This window comes from Shewanella sp. GXUN23E (assembly GCF_050865035.1).
Lineage (GTDB): Bacteria > Pseudomonadota > Gammaproteobacteria > Enterobacterales > Shewanellaceae > Shewanella.
This window is the reverse complement of record NZ_JBOZWP010000016.1, coordinates 57,432-74,141: the sequence shown is the minus strand read 5'-3', so window position 1 is coordinate 74,141 and position 16,710 is coordinate 57,432. Positions and strand designations below refer to the sequence as shown.

General features: G+C 53.7%; 12 protein-coding genes. 2 read left to right on the top strand and 10 right to left on the bottom strand.

The annotated features are described in order from the left end of the window. The first annotated feature begins 117 nt into the window (after window positions 1–117). Window positions 118–1,401, top strand: coding sequence for a winged helix-turn-helix domain-containing protein (locus tag ACRRUX_RS14110; protein ID WP_432531415.1), 1,284 nt, complete (start codon window positions 118–120; stop codon window positions 1,399–1,401). A gap of 251 nt (window positions 1,402–1,652) precedes the next feature. On the opposite strand, the gene ACRRUX_RS14105 is transcribed toward ACRRUX_RS14110, so the two are convergent. The 3 genes from ACRRUX_RS14105 to ubiD all read right to left on the bottom strand — a co-directional run bounded on the left by ACRRUX_RS14105 (window position 1,653) and on the right by ubiD (window position 4,699). Continuing rightward, window positions 1,653–2,225, bottom strand: coding sequence for a nucleoside triphosphate pyrophosphohydrolase family protein (locus ACRRUX_RS14105; protein WP_432531413.1), 573 nt, complete (start codon window positions 2,223–2,225; stop codon window positions 1,653–1,655). Between the two features lie 240 nt (window positions 2,226–2,465). Next, window positions 2,466–3,164 carry an NAD(P)H-flavin reductase gene (gene fre, locus ACRRUX_RS14100; protein ID WP_432531411.1) on the bottom strand — a complete coding sequence of 233 codons (699 nt, stop codon included), beginning with the start codon at window positions 3,162–3,164 and terminating at the stop codon, window positions 2,466–2,468. A 53-nt stretch (window positions 3,165–3,217) separates the two neighbouring features. Beyond that, window positions 3,218–4,699, bottom strand: a complete 1,482-nt coding sequence (ubiD, locus tag ACRRUX_RS14095; RefSeq protein ID WP_432531409.1) for a 4-hydroxy-3-polyprenylbenzoate decarboxylase — start codon at window positions 4,697–4,699, stop codon at window positions 3,218–3,220. A gap of 411 nt (window positions 4,700–5,110) precedes the next feature. On the opposite strand from ubiD, the gene ACRRUX_RS14090 reads away from it, so the two are divergent. After that, window positions 5,111–6,055 (top strand): TerC family protein, encoded by a 945-nt coding sequence (locus ACRRUX_RS14090; RefSeq protein WP_432531407.1) that lies wholly within the window; start codon window positions 5,111–5,113, stop codon window positions 6,053–6,055. A 300-nt stretch (window positions 6,056–6,355) separates the two neighbouring features. Here ACRRUX_RS14090 and ACRRUX_RS14085 read toward each other — a convergent pair whose 3' ends face one another. From ACRRUX_RS14085 to ACRRUX_RS14055, 7 genes are all read right to left on the bottom strand, one after another. Continuing rightward, window positions 6,356–7,234: a penicillin-binding transpeptidase domain-containing protein gene (locus tag ACRRUX_RS14085; RefSeq protein ID WP_432531405.1), complete on the bottom strand. Its 879-nt coding sequence runs from the start codon at window positions 7,232–7,234 to the stop codon at window positions 6,356–6,358. A gap of 237 nt (window positions 7,235–7,471) precedes the next feature. Then, entirely contained in the window at window positions 7,472–8,911 is a 1,440-nt protein-coding gene (gene pyk, locus ACRRUX_RS14080) for a pyruvate kinase (protein ID WP_432531403.1), read from the bottom strand. 123 nt (window positions 8,912–9,034) lie between these two features. Continuing rightward, window positions 9,035–10,339, bottom strand: a complete 1,305-nt coding sequence (gene eno, locus ACRRUX_RS14075) for a phosphopyruvate hydratase (protein WP_432531401.1) — start codon at window positions 10,337–10,339, stop codon at window positions 9,035–9,037. A 70-nt stretch (window positions 10,340–10,409) separates the two neighbouring features. After that, the gene (locus tag ACRRUX_RS14070; protein ID WP_432531399.1) at window positions 10,410–11,552 is read right to left on the bottom strand and encodes a glycerate kinase; all 1,143 of its coding nucleotides are present in this window, start codon (window positions 11,550–11,552) and stop codon (window positions 10,410–10,412) included. Between the two features lie 11 nt (window positions 11,553–11,563). Continuing rightward, complete coding sequence (locus tag ACRRUX_RS14065) at window positions 11,564–12,829, bottom strand: GntP family permease (protein ID WP_432531397.1); 1,266 nt, start codon at window positions 12,827–12,829, stop codon at window positions 11,564–11,566. Window positions 12,830–13,219: 390 nt separating this feature from the next. Then, window positions 13,220–14,386, bottom strand: a complete 1,167-nt coding sequence (locus ACRRUX_RS14060) for a sugar diacid recognition domain-containing protein (RefSeq protein WP_432531395.1) — start codon at window positions 14,384–14,386, stop codon at window positions 13,220–13,222. Window positions 14,387–14,706: 320 nt separating this feature from the next. Next, window positions 14,707–16,110: a multiheme c-type cytochrome gene (locus ACRRUX_RS14055; RefSeq protein ID WP_432531393.1), complete on the bottom strand. Its 1,404-nt coding sequence runs from the start codon at window positions 16,108–16,110 to the stop codon at window positions 14,707–14,709. Window positions 16,111–16,710: the final 600 nt, after the last annotated feature.

Sequence of the window (16,710 nt, the reverse complement as noted above, 5' to 3'; positions counted from 1 at the left end):
GTGTACAAATTGCGGTAACAGTCACAGATAATAGTTTTGAAAACAGTAACATTTCAATTAGTTATCTGGTTTTAAACATGCCGGATCCCAGTTTGGTTAAGTCGCAGGCAGCAAATCGTGTTGAAAGTTACCCCCTATCTCGAGTTGGATGAACAGGCAAAGCACTTGGTGGACCATCTCCATGGCACCAAGATTGCGCTGACCTTTTCCGAAGCTGCGGTAATGGCGGCACTGCTCAAGCACCCGGATGTGGTGCTGACCAAAGAGGAGCTGCTGGAAATTGGCTGGCCGGAGCGTGTCGTTGCGCCGACTTCGCTGACCCAGTGCATCAGTACCCTGCGCAAAAAACTGGAGCCTTACGGTGAAGTGCAGCTCAAGACGCTGGCGCGTCGTGGCTATCAGCTGCATATTTCCGAGCAGTCCAACGTCAAAATGCTGGCCATTAAAGACGCCAGATCCATCCGTGATCTGCTGGTGGGGGTCTCGGCGCGTACCAAGGCCGGTGGCATTCTGGCCGGGCTGCTGCTGATCGCTGCCGGTTGGTATATGAGTGATTATCACGGCGTCATCAAAGCCAGTGCCAACTGGCGTGGCGACAAGACCATCCCGTTGAATGTCGGGGGTGTTGAGGAGCAGGCCAAGCTTATCTATCGGGTGGGCAAAGAGCAGTTGCATCCTTCCTGGTGGCAAAAGCACCTGGCGCCAGAGGGCAATCATCTTGATGGCATGAAAGATTTCAGTGCCTTTGCGCTGGCGGATTTCAACAATTACTCGCTGTCCCTGTGTCCGGGGAAAGATCCCAAGGCCTGTACCGGCGAAGGTATTATCAATCTGGCGATGATCGACGAGCAGCCAGCCGGTCTGAGCATGGCGGACTTTATCCCGCTGTCCAAAGAGATGGAAAAGCGCATTCGCTATAACCGTATCCAATTGCCTCAGGGTATAGGTACCGGTGGCGAGATGACGGAACATAACTATCACGCCGATGTGTATTTCCCGGTGGCGGGTGAGCTGCTTATCCGCAACGACATTACCATGTCGCTGATTTATGACGATAAGGACTCAGGCACCTTTTACTTCTCATCCTGTGTCACCGATCAGGATTGTCTGACCACCCCCATCAAGTATCGTCTGCGCGGTGAGTTCGATCAGTACCGCAGTGAAATTGGTGGTATGGAAGCGGACGTGTTCCATGTGCGCGTTGCCCAAAAGACCCTGACCAAGCCGGAGGAGATCTCTTCCTCGGCGGTGCACTTCTTCCGGGAAAGCCGCAAGCATGAAGTACTGGATGATGAGCTGTATTTTTACCGTATCTTCCAGAACGAAAATACTGCGGTGTGGATTGTTCCGCGGCTGGGTAACTTCATAGCCTGGACCAAATATCAGAAGCTCGATTTGTAATGAAAAACGGCCGGTTAATCCGGCCGTTTTCTCTTTCACGTTCACTTCAAAATCTACTGCCACTGTCTGTTGCGACATCACCCAATCCGGTTTGCTGGGCTAACGGCACGGTGAGAAGCAGAGGCGGTATCCTGACTGGTTCAGCTTTCATTCAGTCGAGCAGGGTTAGTCTTTGCTGGTGACATTCCTTTCCCCTTCTCTTTGCAGATTTTGAGCACCCCCGGGGTACCCGTCCCCGGGGATTCTTTTATTTATACCAGTGGTGTCAGATCTGCAGGACGGTAGTTCACATTTTTCAGCACTTTGCCCGCCCGTACTGTTTTGCCGTCCATTTCCACATCCCGGGCACATTTGGCGATGATAAAGCCGCCTTTGTGGCTGGCGGTCAGCACTATGCCCTGCGCTGCATAAAAGGCTTCGGTGGCTGTGTACTCCTGCTCGTTACGGCACAGTTTACTCATGTTGCTTGAGTGAACTTCATCCCAGCAAGGCAGAAAGTTGATATTCAGATTACGGGCGACATTCAGCAGCAGGTCCACCAGATAGCTGATGGCCGGATTGTCTTGCATATGGCTTGCCCCCAGATGCACCTGACGTCCCATCAGTACATACACAGAATCCACAATGGCATCGGCCTGCTCGACTTTGTCCGGCGCCTGCGCCAACTCGGTCAATTCTTCTATGATCAGCGACGTGTGCAGGGTGTCGCTGGCGAGATCCAGTGATTGCGGATCGGCGACCGGCAGATCAAAGGCGCTGCGAAACTCAAGGATATCCCGGTACAGATGGGTGTATATCTCCGGGGTGAGGGCGGTCAGTTGCATGGGGCTCTCCAAAAGCGGTAAAGCTGGAATACTAAGTCTTGTTGGCCCTGTTTTCAAAACTGGTGTCGACATTGCAACAGGCGCACAGGGCTCGACCAGAAAAAGTACGCGACCCAAAAGGCGTGTGGCCAGGAGATAAGACAAGGGGACTGAACGTAACGCACAACGGCGGGGCGGTTAAGTGTTACCTTGAATGGAAAAGAGGAAGCGGTTGGCTTCCTCTTTGGTTGTCAGTTGGGGTTATTTAATAAACGCGAAGGCATCGCCGTAGAGGTGAGCTTCTTCCACTCCCATTTGCCGGAATACCTCGCGGGCCGCCCCCACCATATCGAAGCGCCCGGCGATATAGATGTCATAGCCGTTAAGGCTGACAAAATCGTGTTTGATCTGCTCCAGCAGGTTGCCTTGTTTGCCGTCCCACTCTTCGCTGGCCTGTTCAACTACAGGCACAAAGTGCAGCCATGGATGAGCGCTGTGCCAGTCGCGGGCCAATTGTTCAAAGTACATGGCATCCTGGGTTCGACAGCCCCAGTAGAGTGTGGTTTCTACTGTCTGGCCCAGTTTGATCTGCTGTTCAATCAAACTCTTGATGTAGGAGAAGCCGGTGCCGCCGGCGATCATCAGGCGCGGACGTCTGGCTTCATGACGCAGCCAGGCTTCGCCGCCGGGCGCCATAATGTCGATATGGCTGCTGCTCTTGAGGCGCTCTACTACCTGCATGGGATAACTCTCAGTTACCGCCGCGCCGATATGCAGCTCAATGGTGCCAGTCTCTTCGGCAGAAGCGATGGAAAACGCCCGCTTGTCATTTTCCCCCATCACAACCAGCAGATATTGACCGGCTTTGTGCTGCACAGGTTGATCCGGTTTGAGGATTACCCGGTATACCGCATCATTGAATGGGGTGACGCTTTCTATCTGACAACGAATGTGTTTCATCTTGGTTCCTTGTTACCTCTTCTGCGAAGGTTTACTGCCTGTAGCGCTGATCATCAGAGCGTAGGCGCATCATCAATACCCAGTTCATCCCAGATGGCATCGATTCTCTGTTTAACTGCTTCATCCATCACGATTGGGGTACCCCATTCGCGATCGGTTTCACCGGGCCACTTGTTGGTGGCATCCAGACCCATTTTAGAACCCAGTCCGGCGACCGGTGAGGCAAAGTCGAGATAGTCGATGGGGGTATTGTCTATCATCACGGTATCCCGTTTGGGATCCATGCGGGTGGTGATGGCCCAGATGACATCCTGCCAGTCGCGGCAGTTCACATCTTCATCCACCACCACAATAAATTTGGTGTACATAAACTGGCGCAGGAACGACCAGGCGCCCATCATCACCCGCTTGGCGTGTCCCGGATACTGCTTGCGGATGGAGATCACCGCCATGCGATAGCTACAGCCTTCCGGCGGCAGGTAAAAATCCACTATTTCAGGGTACTGTTTGCGCAGGATCGGCACGAACACTTCATTCAGCGCCACCCCCAGCATGGCTGGCTCATCCGGTGGCCGGCCGGTGTAGGTGCTGTGGTAGATGGCATCTTTTCTGTGGGTGATGTGAGTGACAGTAAACACCGGGAATTTATCTGTCTCGTTGTAGTAGCCAGTGTGGTCGCCATAGGGACCTTCTTCTGCCAGTTCATCGGGATCGATATAACCTTCGAGAATGATCTCGCTGGTGGCCGGTACTTCCAGATCGCAACTTAGCGCCTTGACCACTTCAGTGCGCTCGCCCCGCAGCAGCCCGGCGAAGGCGTATTCGCTCATGGCATCCGGTACCGGGGTCACTGCGCCCAGAATGGTGACAGGATCGCTGCCCAGCGCCACCACCACAGGGTATTTTTCGCCGGGGAATTTCTCTTTAAAGTCGGCAAAGTCCAGCGCGCCGCCTCGATGTGACAACCAGCGCATGATCAGCTTGTTGGGGCCCAGCAGTTGCTGGCGGTAAATGCCCAGATTCTGGCGTTTCTGGCGTGGCCCTTTGGTGATGGTCAGGCCCCAGGTGACCAGTGGCGCAACGTCACCTGGCCAGCAGTGCTGGATCGGCAGTTTGGTGAGATCCACCTCATCGCCGGTTTTAACTACCTGCTGACAGGGAGCATTACGCACGGTTTTAGGCGGCATGTTCAGCGCTTGTTTGAACATGGGGATTTTGGCGATCACATCTTTAAAGCCGCGTGGCGGCTCAGGTTCTTTGAGGAACGCCAGCAGTTCACCGACATCGCGCAGGGCGATGGGATCTTCCTTGCCCAGTGCCATGGCAACCCGCTTGGGGGTGCCAAACAGGTTGGCGAGTACCGGCATATCATGGCCTTTGGGATGCTCAAACAGCAGGGCGGGACCACCGGCACGCAGCACGCGATCGGCGATCTCTGTCATCTCCAGATGGGGATCGACTTCAACGCTGACTCGCTTGAGTTCGCCATTGATCTCGAGGTGATTGATAAAACTGCGTAAATCCTTAAAACTCATGTGGAAAAGCGCCAAAAATCTCCATATGCGGCGCACTATAGCATTATTCCTGTCTTAGGTCACAAAAGGTAAAATCGATTATCAGACCCAAATCATTGGGAAAAAGCTGATAAGTGTGAAATCAAATTAATGGCCTGGCAGGGTTGGCAGCGGTATAATTCGGGCCACAAGGGGAGTAACTATCGCCGGTGCTTTGATTCTCAGCGTCGGCGACCTGTCATCGTCAATCCCGGTCGAGAGTCGTGGACTCAATACCCGGTGGCAGGGCAGCGTAAGCTGTCAGTGAGACCTTGCCGAAAGGCGAGGCGTCCCGAATTCAGAATCAGTGGCCCGTTGCCTTTTGGCAACGGGCTTTTTTGTTTCAACATACAAAAAAAATTTATTCCTGCAGTGGTATAAGGGGAAATCGCAGTGTTAGAGCAATGGTGGTTATGGGCGGCATTTTTCGCCCTGGTACTGGGCATTTTGTGGATCGATATCCGTTTCGTTGGTGGCGGTCACAGCCATAAGGTGTCGGTGAAAGAGGCTGGCATCTGGACCCTGATCTGGGTGGCAGTGGCCATGGCGTTTAACGCCGGACTCTGGTTCTATTTCAATCATATCGGCGGCGCTGAACTGGCTCATCAGAAAACAGTCGAATTCCTTACCGGCTATTTGCTGGAGAAGGCGCTGGCGGTGGACAACGTGTTTGTATGGCTGATGATTTTCAGCTTCTTTGCGATTCCGGCTGAATTGCAACGGCGGGTGCTGCTGTACGGTGTTCTGGGCGCCATTATTCTGCGTTCCATCATGGTGTTCGGCGGCGCGTACCTGATCAATCAGTTCCACTGGATCCTGTATGTGTTCGGCGCCTTTCTGGTGTTCAGCGGCCTTAAAATGGTGCTGGTTAAAGAATCGGAAGAGGGATTGCAGGACAATGCCCTGCTGGCCTTTATGCGCAGACATATGAAACTCACCGACAATCTGGAAGGCGAGCGTTTCTTCGTGGTGAAGCAGGGTGTCCGGTATGCAACTCCGCTGCTGTTGGTCCTTTTGCTGGTGGAGTTCAGCGATGTGATCTTTGCGGTGGACAGCATTCCGGCGATTTTTGCCGTAACCACAGATCCCTTTATCGTGCTGACCTCCAACATCTTCGCCATCATGGGTCTGCGGGCCATGTATTTCCTGTTGGCCGGGGTGGCCGAGCGTTTTGCTCTGCTCAAGTACGGGTTGGCGGCGATTCTGGTATTTATCGGTACCAAGATGCTGATTATCGAGTGGTACAAGATCCCCACCGGCATTGCGCTGGCGGTAGTGGCGGCGATTCTGGCGATCTCCATGGCTGCCAGTTGGTTTACCAGCAAACCCAAGCAGTAATGGCGATAACGGGCGCTTCGGCGCCCGTTTTCTTATACCAACTTCATTAATAGTTTGATCAATTCAGAGCGTGTCAGGGATGCTGATTCAAGGCGCATTGTTCGACTAAGGGTGGTTCCCTTTGAGAGCAATGCAACACAGAAGCAGGATGCCTGACACGCTCACGCAGTGCGGGTTTCAATGCACTTGATACTGTGTTGAGCCATCTTGACATAGCACCACTATGACTTCGCCGGCTCGCCTTGTCTCAAGCGCATTGAACGCCCGCTGAAACAGATCAACTATTAAATGAAATTGGTATTATTTTGACTGTGGCAGTACCCCGGCCTGAACCAGCGCGGCCCGCATGATCGGCAGGCGTTGCTCCATAGTGGGCCAGAACTCATTGCCTTCGATGTTCATGGCGAAGTAAAACACGCCCTTGGTATTTTCCACATAGCCCACATACCAGCCCAGCGACTTGCCCGAGCTTTGTGACTTGTCTGAGCTTTGCGACTTGCTTAAGTCCTGCGACTTACTTGAGCCCTGCGACTTGTTTGAATCCAGTCTGCCGCCACCGGTTTTGGCATACAGGCGATAGTCGGGAGTCTCTTCCACCAACATTACCTGTTTGAGTTTGGCCAGAGACTCGGGTTTGACCGGCAATTGTCCGTGATACAGGGACTTGAGAAAGGCGATCTGCTCATCGGCAGAGATGGTCAGGCTGCCACCCAGCCAGAAGTTGTCCAGCCCTGAGCTGATATCCTGGTTGCCATAGTGAAACTTATCCAGATAGCGCTGCATGGACTGCTTGCCAATTTCTGTCGCCAGTTGACGGTAGATGGGCACGGCAGAATGTTGAAAGGCGGTGCGCAGATCTATGGGGTTTTCATGCCAGATTTTGGGCCAGTCGGACTGCACCGGGTATTTGCTTTTATCAAAGCTCAGTGGCTGCTGCAGATCCTCAATCAAGCCCAGATCCAGTGCGATCAGCGAGTTGGGAATTTTAAAGGTAGAAAAGGGCGAATAGGCGGTGGCGGTACGCTCGGGGTTGACCCGTTTCACAACCCCTGAATCTGAGGCGATCACCAGAGTACAGTTATCGCCGCAGGATGGCGCGCTGGTGTCATTGGCCTGCGTGTGGACTGAAATCGTCAGTAAGAGTGCGGGGATAATGAGTCGAAGCAAGCTGAGTGTCATGGGGAGCCTGAATTACGCTGAATGGATTGGCGGATCCTGACATTCAGCCAGTTTGAGTGCAATTAAAAAGCCGGGCGCAATAACAAAGCCGGAGCAGAGTAAAAAATCGGGGGCAAGAAAAAACCGGAGCTGGGCTCCGGCTTTTGGGCGATTCACAAGGCTTTTATGTTAGCAACCCGACTTGTGAGCGCAATGGCGCGCGGCTGGCCGGGTCCATGCCAGCATCAGGTTACGACATCAAGCTACAATGAGCGCCTTGACTGTGTTGGTGCTGCCCACAATATCCATGGTGTCACCATGGGTCAGCAGCACCAGATCGCCTGCCTGCAGGTGGCCGGTTTGCTTAAGCATCTCCAGCGCGCTGGCAGCGATATCATCGGATGCACAACCTTTGGTATCAAAGGCAATGGGCATCACGCCGCGATACAGGGCCATCTTGTTGAGAATGTGCTGATGACGTGACAGCGCGAAGATCGGCAGGTTGGAGTTGATGCGTGACATCAGCTGCGCCGTGCGGCCTGACTCGGTCAGAGCCACAATCGCCTTAATGCCTTCCAGATGGTTGGCGGCATACATGGTCGACAGGGCAATTGTCTCTTCAATCGAGTTGGAGCGGATATTCAGACGATGACCAGACAGTTGAATGCTTGGGTGCTCTTCTGCGCCCAAACACACGCTTGCCATGGCTTTTACTGTCTCTTCCGGGAAATCACCTGCGGCGGTTTCTGCAGACAGCATCACGGCGTCAGTGCCGTCCAGCACAGCATTGGCGACGTCCATGACTTCGGCGCGGGTTGGCATTGGGCTGGTGATCATCGACTCCATCATCTGGGTCGCGGTGATCACGACCTTGTTCAGCTGGCGGCTGCGGCGGATCAGTTTCTTCTGTACCGCAACCAGTGCGGCATCACCTATCTCTACACCCAGATCGCCACGGGCTACCATGATCACGTCACTGGCGCGGATGATGTCATCCATGGCCGCTTCATCCTGTACGGTTTCAGCGCGTTCCACCTTGGCCACGATCAGTGCATTACAGCCAGCCTCAGTAGCCAGTTGACGGGCGTATTCGATATCTTCGCCAGAGCGGGGGAAAGAGACCGCCAGATAGTCCACGCCAATTTGCGCGGCAGTGATGATGTCGGCCTTGTCTTTGTCAGTCAGAGCTGCCGCGGACAGACCGCCGCCTTTCTTGTTGATGCCCTTGTTGTTGGACAGCACGCCTGCCACAGTCACCCGGGTGTGGATTTTAGCTCCGGCGATGGCGGTGACTTCAAGCTGCACGCGGCCGTCGTCCAGCATCAGGATGTCGCCGACAGTGACGTCCTGAGGCAGCGCCTTGTAGTCGATACCCACGGCGTGCTGATCACCTTCCCCCTTGGCCATTTCGGCATCCAGAATGAAGCTGTCGCCAATGCTCAGTTTGATTTTCTGGTTGTCTTTGAAGGTAGACACGCGGATTTTTGGGCCCTGCAAGTCGCCCAAAATGGCCACGTTTTTGTTCAGAGATCTGGCTATTTCACGTACCTGGTTGGCACGCTCCAGGTGGTCTTCCGGTGAGCCGTGGGAGAAGTTCAAACGCACCACGTTGGCACCTGCGGCGATAATGCGTCTCAGGTTATCATCTCTGTCAGTGGCCGGGCCCAGGGTGGTGACTATCTTGGTTCTGCGAAACATATTCATTTCCAACTAGTTAATTCTTTATCAGTTGCCATGGGCGGTAATACCGCGCCCATGGCTGAAGCTTTTGTGGGGCAGAGCATCTCGTTTGCTCAGCTTTTGGCACTCATTACCAGCCGATTAGTGGTTGTTGATCTGGCCTTTGATTTCGCTCAGGCCACGGTATGGAGCTTGTTCACCCAGTTGCTCTTCGATGCGCAGCAGCTGGTTGTACTTGGCAACACGGTCAGAGCGGCACAGTGAGCCTGTCTTGATCTGGCCCGCAGCAGTGCCCACCGCCAAATCGGCGATGGTGGCATCTTCGGTTTCTCCTGAGCGGTGAGAAATCACGGCAGTGTAACCGGCTTCTTTCGCCATACGGATGGCGGCCAGCGTCTCAGTCAGCGAACCAATCTGGTTGAACTTGATCAGAATGGAGTTGGCAATCTTGTTCTCAATACCGCGGCTCAGGATTTTGGTGTTGGTCACGAACAGGTCGTCGCCCACCAGTTGGATCTTGTCGCCCAGAATTTGGGTCTGGTAAGCCCAGCCGTCCCAGTCAGACTCATCCAGACCGTCTTCGATAGACACGATTGGGTACTGCTCAGTCAGGGCTTTCAGGTAGTCAGAGAACTCATTGGAGCTGAACTCTTTGCCTTCACCGGACAGCTTGTACTTGCCCTCTTTGTAGAACTCGGAGGCCGCACAATCCAGCGCCAGGGTCACGTCTGTGCCCAGCTTATAACCAGCAGCTTCAACCGCTTCTTTGATCACGGCCAGGGCATCGGCGTTGGATGCCAGGTTAGGGGCAAAACCACCTTCGTCACCCACAGAGGTGCTCATGCCTTTGGCAGACAGCACTTTCTTCAGGTTGTGGAAAATCTCAGCGCCCATACGCAGACCTTCACGGAAGCTCTTGGCGCCCACAGGCTGAACCATAAACTCCTGAATATCGACGTTGTTGTCGGCGTGCTCACCGCCGTTGAGGATGTTCATCATAGGCAGTGGCATGCTGTACTGACCTGGGGTGCCGTTCAGCTCAGCAATGTGAGCGTACAGTGGCATACCCTTGGCAGCAGCAGCAGCCTTGGCAGCCGCCAGTGACACGGCCAGAATGGCGTTGGCGCCCAGCTTGTCTTTGTTTTCAGTGCCATCGAGCGCAATCATGATGCCATCCAGCTCAGCCTGAGCAGTAGCATCTTTGCCCAGCAGGGCGTCACGGATTGGGCCGTTTACATTGGCGACAGCGTTCAGTACGCCTTTACCCAGATAGCGGGTCTTGTCGCCATCACGCAGTTCCAGCGCTTCACGGCTGCCGGTAGAGGCGCCGGATGGCGCAGCGGCCATACCGATAAAACCACCTTCCAGGTGTACTTCTGCTTCTACGGTTGGGTTACCGCGGGAGTCCATGATCTCACGACCGATAATTTGAATAATCTTTGCCATTTTGATTGCGCTTATTAACTGTTAAAAATGAATTTGGTTGTTTGGCGGCAACCTGTGCCGCCCGCCTGCCTCAGCGTTTGAACTGGTATACCGCGGCCACGTTACGGGCGGTCAACTCGACGTTGAACTCTGCCTCTTTCAATGCCTCTTCAAGGGACACTGAGCGGGAGACCACGGCGAATACGGCGTCAATGCCATGGTCGTGTACCACGCCGCAATCCGGTGCCAGGCAGCCTGAAATCCCAATCACAGGCAGATTGAATTGCTTGGCGCAGCGCGCCACCCCGATGGGGGTTTTGCCGTGGATAGTCTGGCTGTCGATACGCCCTTCGCCGGTAATCACCAGATCAGCATCCTGCAGATGCGCTTTGAGATTGACCGCATCCATCACGATTTCAATGCCGGGGCGCAGATTGGCATTCAGCAAGCCGATAAGAGCGGCGCCCATGCCGCCAGCGGCGCCAGCGCCAGGTACCTGTTTGACTTCGACATTCAACTGTTTGGCAATGACATCGGCATAGTGACTGAGGTTGCTGTCCAGCTGAGTCACCATTTCTGGTGTGGCCCCTTTTTGTGGGCCAAATACCTGGGATGCGCCTTTGGGGCCACACAGCGGGTTGTCGACATCGCAGGCCACTTCGATAGTGATATTGGCCAGGCGTGGGTCCAGCTTTTCAGTGCTGATGTTGGCCAGTTTGGCCAGTTCACCGCCGCCAAAGCCCAGCTCGTTACCCTCAGCGTCGGTCAGGCTGATCCCCAGTGCCTGCGCCATGCCGATACCGCCATCATTGGTGGCGCTGCCACCGATGCCGATGATGATGTGGGACACGCCCAGATCCAGTGCCGCTTTGATCAGCTCGCCTGTGCCATAGGTGGTGGTGATCAGTGGATTCCGCTCGCCGCTTGGCACCAGATGCAGGCCGGAAGCGGCAGCCATTTCGATAATGGCGGTCTGCTTACCGTCCTGAGCACCTGTGATGCCGAAGAAGGCATCGACCTGGGTGCCCAAAGGGCCTGTGACCTGACAGTTGATCAGTTCACCGCCGGTCGCGTCGATAAGGGAGCGCACTGTGCCTTCGCCGCCGTCTGCCATGGGCAATTTGATGTACTGGGCATGAGGCAGCACTTGCTTAAAACCATTCTCAATGGCCTGCGCCACTTCCAGCGCGGTCAGGCTTTCTTTGTATGAATCGGGAGCAATAACAATTTTCATGATTTATTACCTTAGAAAGTGAATCCGAACACGCCAAACATCATGGTAGAGACAAAGGCGATCATCAGGCCGACAGCGGTTTCATAAGGGATCAGCTTGAGGCGCTCGTTCATGTGCATGTTCACTGAGCCGCCGGTGGCGTGGAAGAAGCTGCCGTGTGGCATATGGTCAAACACAGTGGCACCGGCGTGGATCATGGCAGCGCCAGCCAGCGCAGGCACACCCAGCTCAAGAATGGTCTGGCTGAATACGCTGGAAGCAACGGCAGTACCGGCGGTGGTCGATGCGGTCGCCAGCGACATCATGGCGCCGGATACCGGGGCCAGCAGGTAAGATGGCAGACCGGATGCCGTCAGGGCATCAATCAGTCCCGATTTGAGGCCAGAGTTGGCGATAATGCCCGCCAGTGTACCTGTACCCAGCAACATCACGGCCACAGGTGCCATGCGGCTCAGGCCAGAGATGGCAAAGCTGTTGATCTGTTTGTGACGTTTCATGGCGATGGCGCCAGCCAGACCGCCCAGTGGCAGGGCCAGCAGCGGATCAATGGCGATACCGGCAATGGGTCTTAAGGACAGCAGGGCAATGGCAACCAGTGGCGCAACGATGGCCGCACCAAAGCTTGGCAGCAGATGAGTATCTACCGTGACCACTTCATGGGCTTCCACCTTGCTGCCTTTGTTGACCAGCTTCTTGGCAATAAAGTAGGCGAACAACATGCCACAGATACCCGGGATGATACCGGCAGCCATAACACTGGTCAGTGGCACGTTAAAGGCATCAGCGGCTGCGATGGAGTTGGGGTTGGGGGACATGACGTTACCCGCTTTACCACCACCTACCATGGCCAGCAGAATAGCCATTTTGGAGATGTCGGTACGGTGAGCAATGGCCAGCGCGATCGGGGCAACAGTGATAACGGCCACGTCCACAAATACGCCGACTGCGGTCAGGATCATGGTGGCCAGTGCCAGCGCGAACAGGGCACGGGTTTCACCGATTTTCTTGACAATGGATTCGGCAATCGCGGTTGCGGCGCCGGATTCAATCAGTACGCCGGCCAGCACACCCGCGGCCAGAATACGCAGCACGGCGGTCACTATGCCCTGTGCGCCGCCTATCATCAGCGACACAGTTTCTGTTAACGACACGCCGCCAACAATACCGCCAACCAATGCGCCCAGCATCATACCGTATGCCGGGGGCACCTTTTTTAAAATCAGAAAGATAGCTACAAGCAGCGCTACCAGCGCGCCGAGCATGGATACTTCCACCACAATATATTCTCCGACTGAATAATGTCGGGAAGTAATTTAGCGACATTAAATTTTCATGTCTTTGTGTACATGTTGGAAAGCGCGCAGATAAAAATCACGTTTTTTTGTGCATATGTACAAAGCAGCAAAGCCGCGAAAAAGTAGCCGTCATGCTGGAGCAGCCGCTGTTTCCCGGTTTAACCCTGACTTGAGGCTGTGGTGTTGGGTTGCACTGAAACATTGCAAAAAGCGGTAAGTGGGTACACTTGGTTCTGGACTAGAGGCCATGATGAATGCAGCCAGGCCGCCACGGGATAAGGCAGGTGCCCAGTCCGTCGCTTGGTCTGCTTTACTCTGGATTAACCGCCGCTTAGCTGCTTGAGGTCAGTTGTATTTGCGTTGCCGGCACAGTCAGGCGCTGGGGCCTTCATGGGCTTGCAGCGACATATACAGCAGGACGTTGGCATCAAAGTCAAAGATATTGAGCTTGGTGATCTCGCAAATCTTCTCCAGTCGATAACGAATGGTATTGCGGTGCAACTGCAGCGCGTCACAGGTGGCGTTGATATTGCAGTTTTGCTGGTAGTAAATCTTGAGGGTATCGCGCAACAAGCCTTTTTTATCCTGCGCCAGCAGTAACTGATAAGGCTTGGCGATCCTGTCTGAATGCCACTTGATGTCTTTGAGATAATGCAGGCTGATGGGGATGATAGCGTCATTGTAAAAATGAAATTCATTGCCCTTTTTCGAGCTGATATTTTCATTCACCTGCATGGTGGCTTTGGCTGACAGATAGGACAGGCTTAATCCATTGATATTGGGGTAATAGTCTCCAAGATAAATCTTGGCAGCATATTTCTTGTCGTCTTCTATTCTGGCAAACAGGGCTTTAATTCGGGTCAGTTCATGCTCTTTTGACCAGGAGTCGTTGCAGAGTTTGACCGGCTTGAGCACCACCACTTCCCTGCGGGTGACAGATTTGATGGCGACGATATTGTCACGCTCAGGGTTTTCCAGCAGATAAACCAGACGAACCAGATGCTCAGAGGTGATCTGATGGCCATTTTTGGGGAACAGTTTAATGATGGTGGCGATTCTGGGCTGCTTCAGATCCAGCTTGAGTCTTTCGGCGATGTCGGTTAATTGCTCCTCATTAAAACCGTCACCATTGATCAGTTGAAATACCAGCTCTTCCCGGTGGCGTCGGTCCCACTGAACGTGAGACATGGCTTCAGCCTGCTCGATGATCAGCTCTGCAATGGATTTGACCAGTGGCACCTGCTCTCTGATCTCGGCCGGATCGCCCGAGATCCCGACAATGCCGACTGGATTATTGCCGTAGAAAATCGGCACATTGATGCCGGGTTTTACCCCTTTGAGCTGATTGGCAATGCTGTCATTGATTTCCACTGTGCGGCAATCATTGAATGCCAGCTGGGCACCTTCATGGATATCATTGATCCGTGATGCATCCCCTGAACCTATGATAATGCCATTCTGATCAATCACATTGATTGAATAGTTGAGCGCGCTCATGACTCGTTCAACAATCTTTTGGGCGATACTCTTGGATAACATAGGGCTCCTGGAATGGCAGGGTCGCACAGCGCCTGAGCCGAATGCGGGTTATCAGGTTGACCGTGAGGCTTGCTTGGATGCCAGGGCTAACAGTGCCGGGCATAGCCGTTGCGGCGATGATTCTAAATTATTCAATGCTAAATCTCAGGGCCGGTCACCGAGAATGGGATGGGCTTCGCAAATCAAGGCGGATGTCGACAGGTGGCAGCGTCTTTTGGGAAGTGCAGATAATAAAAAACCGGAGCACAGCTCCGGTTGTGTTTTTCAGCCTGCCTCAATCACGACAGGCTTTTGTCTGAAGACGCTGATTTCAAGCGAGCTTACTTCAGCGAGGTGCCCTGATAGCTCTGCTGCAACTGGGTCATTTCGATGGAAGGTACGGCGACCTTATCTTCCAGCAGCAGATCGGCCACGCTCTGATCGAAGGAGCGATAGTGCAGCTTCACATCCACCTGATAGTCAGTCACACCGGCTGGCAGCTCAAATGGGTATGACACTGTCTTGCTGCCTTTGGCCGGGATGGTGTTGTGCACGCTGAACTTGGCCACTTTCCATGGCTTGTGCTCCAGCTTGCCGTGGATGTCCACTGCTGTGTCCTGGAATACCACAGTGCCTTCCGGCAGGCTGTTGTCGGCAGTCAGAGTACCGGAGCGCAGGATCTCTTTGCCCTGCTTGTCGGTGATCACCACTTCCAGCCATACCTGACGGATAAAGGTCAGACTGGTTGGCAGGTCGTGACCGGCGCGGCGGTTGTGTACAGTCACTTCCAGCACCGGCTTGTCTTTGCTGCCGGACACTTTGGCGTTCAGCTCAGCCACGGTCTGCAGGCGCTTTTTGGCTTCTGCGGCATGTGCTTCACCACCCGGTACACCCAGCAGGGGTGCAACGACTGCGTTGCCGCCGACGAAGGTGTGGTCATGGACCAGATCACGATGAGCGCCGCCCATTCCGGCTTTGCCGCCCAGACCATGATCCTGCAGCTGTTTGGCTGGCTTCATTTCATCGGCAACCCGCACGGCGGTTTCCACCGGTACCATATGGCAGTCCTGACACTGGATCTCTGCCTTGGCATATGGCGAGTCTTTCCACTCCTGATAGGTGTGTTCCAGCGGGAAGTCGTCATGCACAGGGTTGAACACGTTGTGGCAGTTGGCACAGAACTCAGACTTGGTGTGCAGCTCTGAGTACACCACTTTGTGGCCTTTGGATTTGGCATCTGCCAGCGGACCGCGTTTGGCGCCGTCGGTGGCAATTTCCAGTGAGGCATTACCGTGCTCACCGTTGGCCGTCTTGTCCATATTGGTGTCCACTACGCTGTGACACACTTCGCAGCTGACGCCCAGAGTGGCGACACCTTGGGTGGTGAAACCGCCGTACTTGCCGGATTCAGACTTGAACTCAACGGTTTGGGTAATAGTGCCCAGCGCTGTGTGACAGCCGCCACACAGATTGCGGGTTGCACCATCGGTTTCGGCTTCACCCATAGCCCACTCTGCCTGGAATACCGGGTCGATAAAGGCGATGGAGTGCATGGAACCCTGCCAGCCTTTAAATTGACGGGGGTGACAACCTTTACAGGAGTTGGCATCACGGAACTGCTTCAGTTCAGGTGTTGCGCCGTCGGCTACTGTCAGGTTGGACAACGGGTAGGGCATGGGCTCAGCTGCAAGGGTGGCAAAAGGCAGGCTGGCGCTCAAAAGCAAAGCGAGAGTGGTTTTTTTCATGTTTGGGTTCAGGTTTCAAATAATCTAATGAACAGCTTGGAAAGACGTGAATACCCACAGTTTGAATTGGAGATGTCATCCAATACCCGCACTGAAGAGTGTTCTTTATCTTCGCCTGAGTCATTCTGGAAATGTGAACTCAAGCCATTGTTAATTTATAGGAAATTGGATAGGTAAAGTGCTGCTCGGTTCGCATAATGTACAAAACAAGAGATTTAATTCAGTTGTGTGAATAACGCCATTAAAAAATACATTTTCATACAGTTATTTCTGGATTTTTATGGGGTGTATTGTTTTTTAATTGATTAAGTGAAGTCGATTATTGGCGGTGAGCAGATATTCGATGTCAGTGCTTACAAACTGAGTGGTCCATTTTGTGTCTCGCTTCGGTGTTATGGTTTATGCCTCGCTCTGCCGTGTAAAACAGTGGGGGATGAAGAGGTGTTGTTATTTTTTCTTGCTAATTCATGCAAATCGCATGAGTGGTTTGTTTTTCTGGTTTTTATGATTTATTGCTCCTGCGTGTGGTTGGCCCCGAAAGCCGCTTCATCTCATTGCAACATACCGCTTTACTTTATAGTGGATCCGGTGATTGCCGAT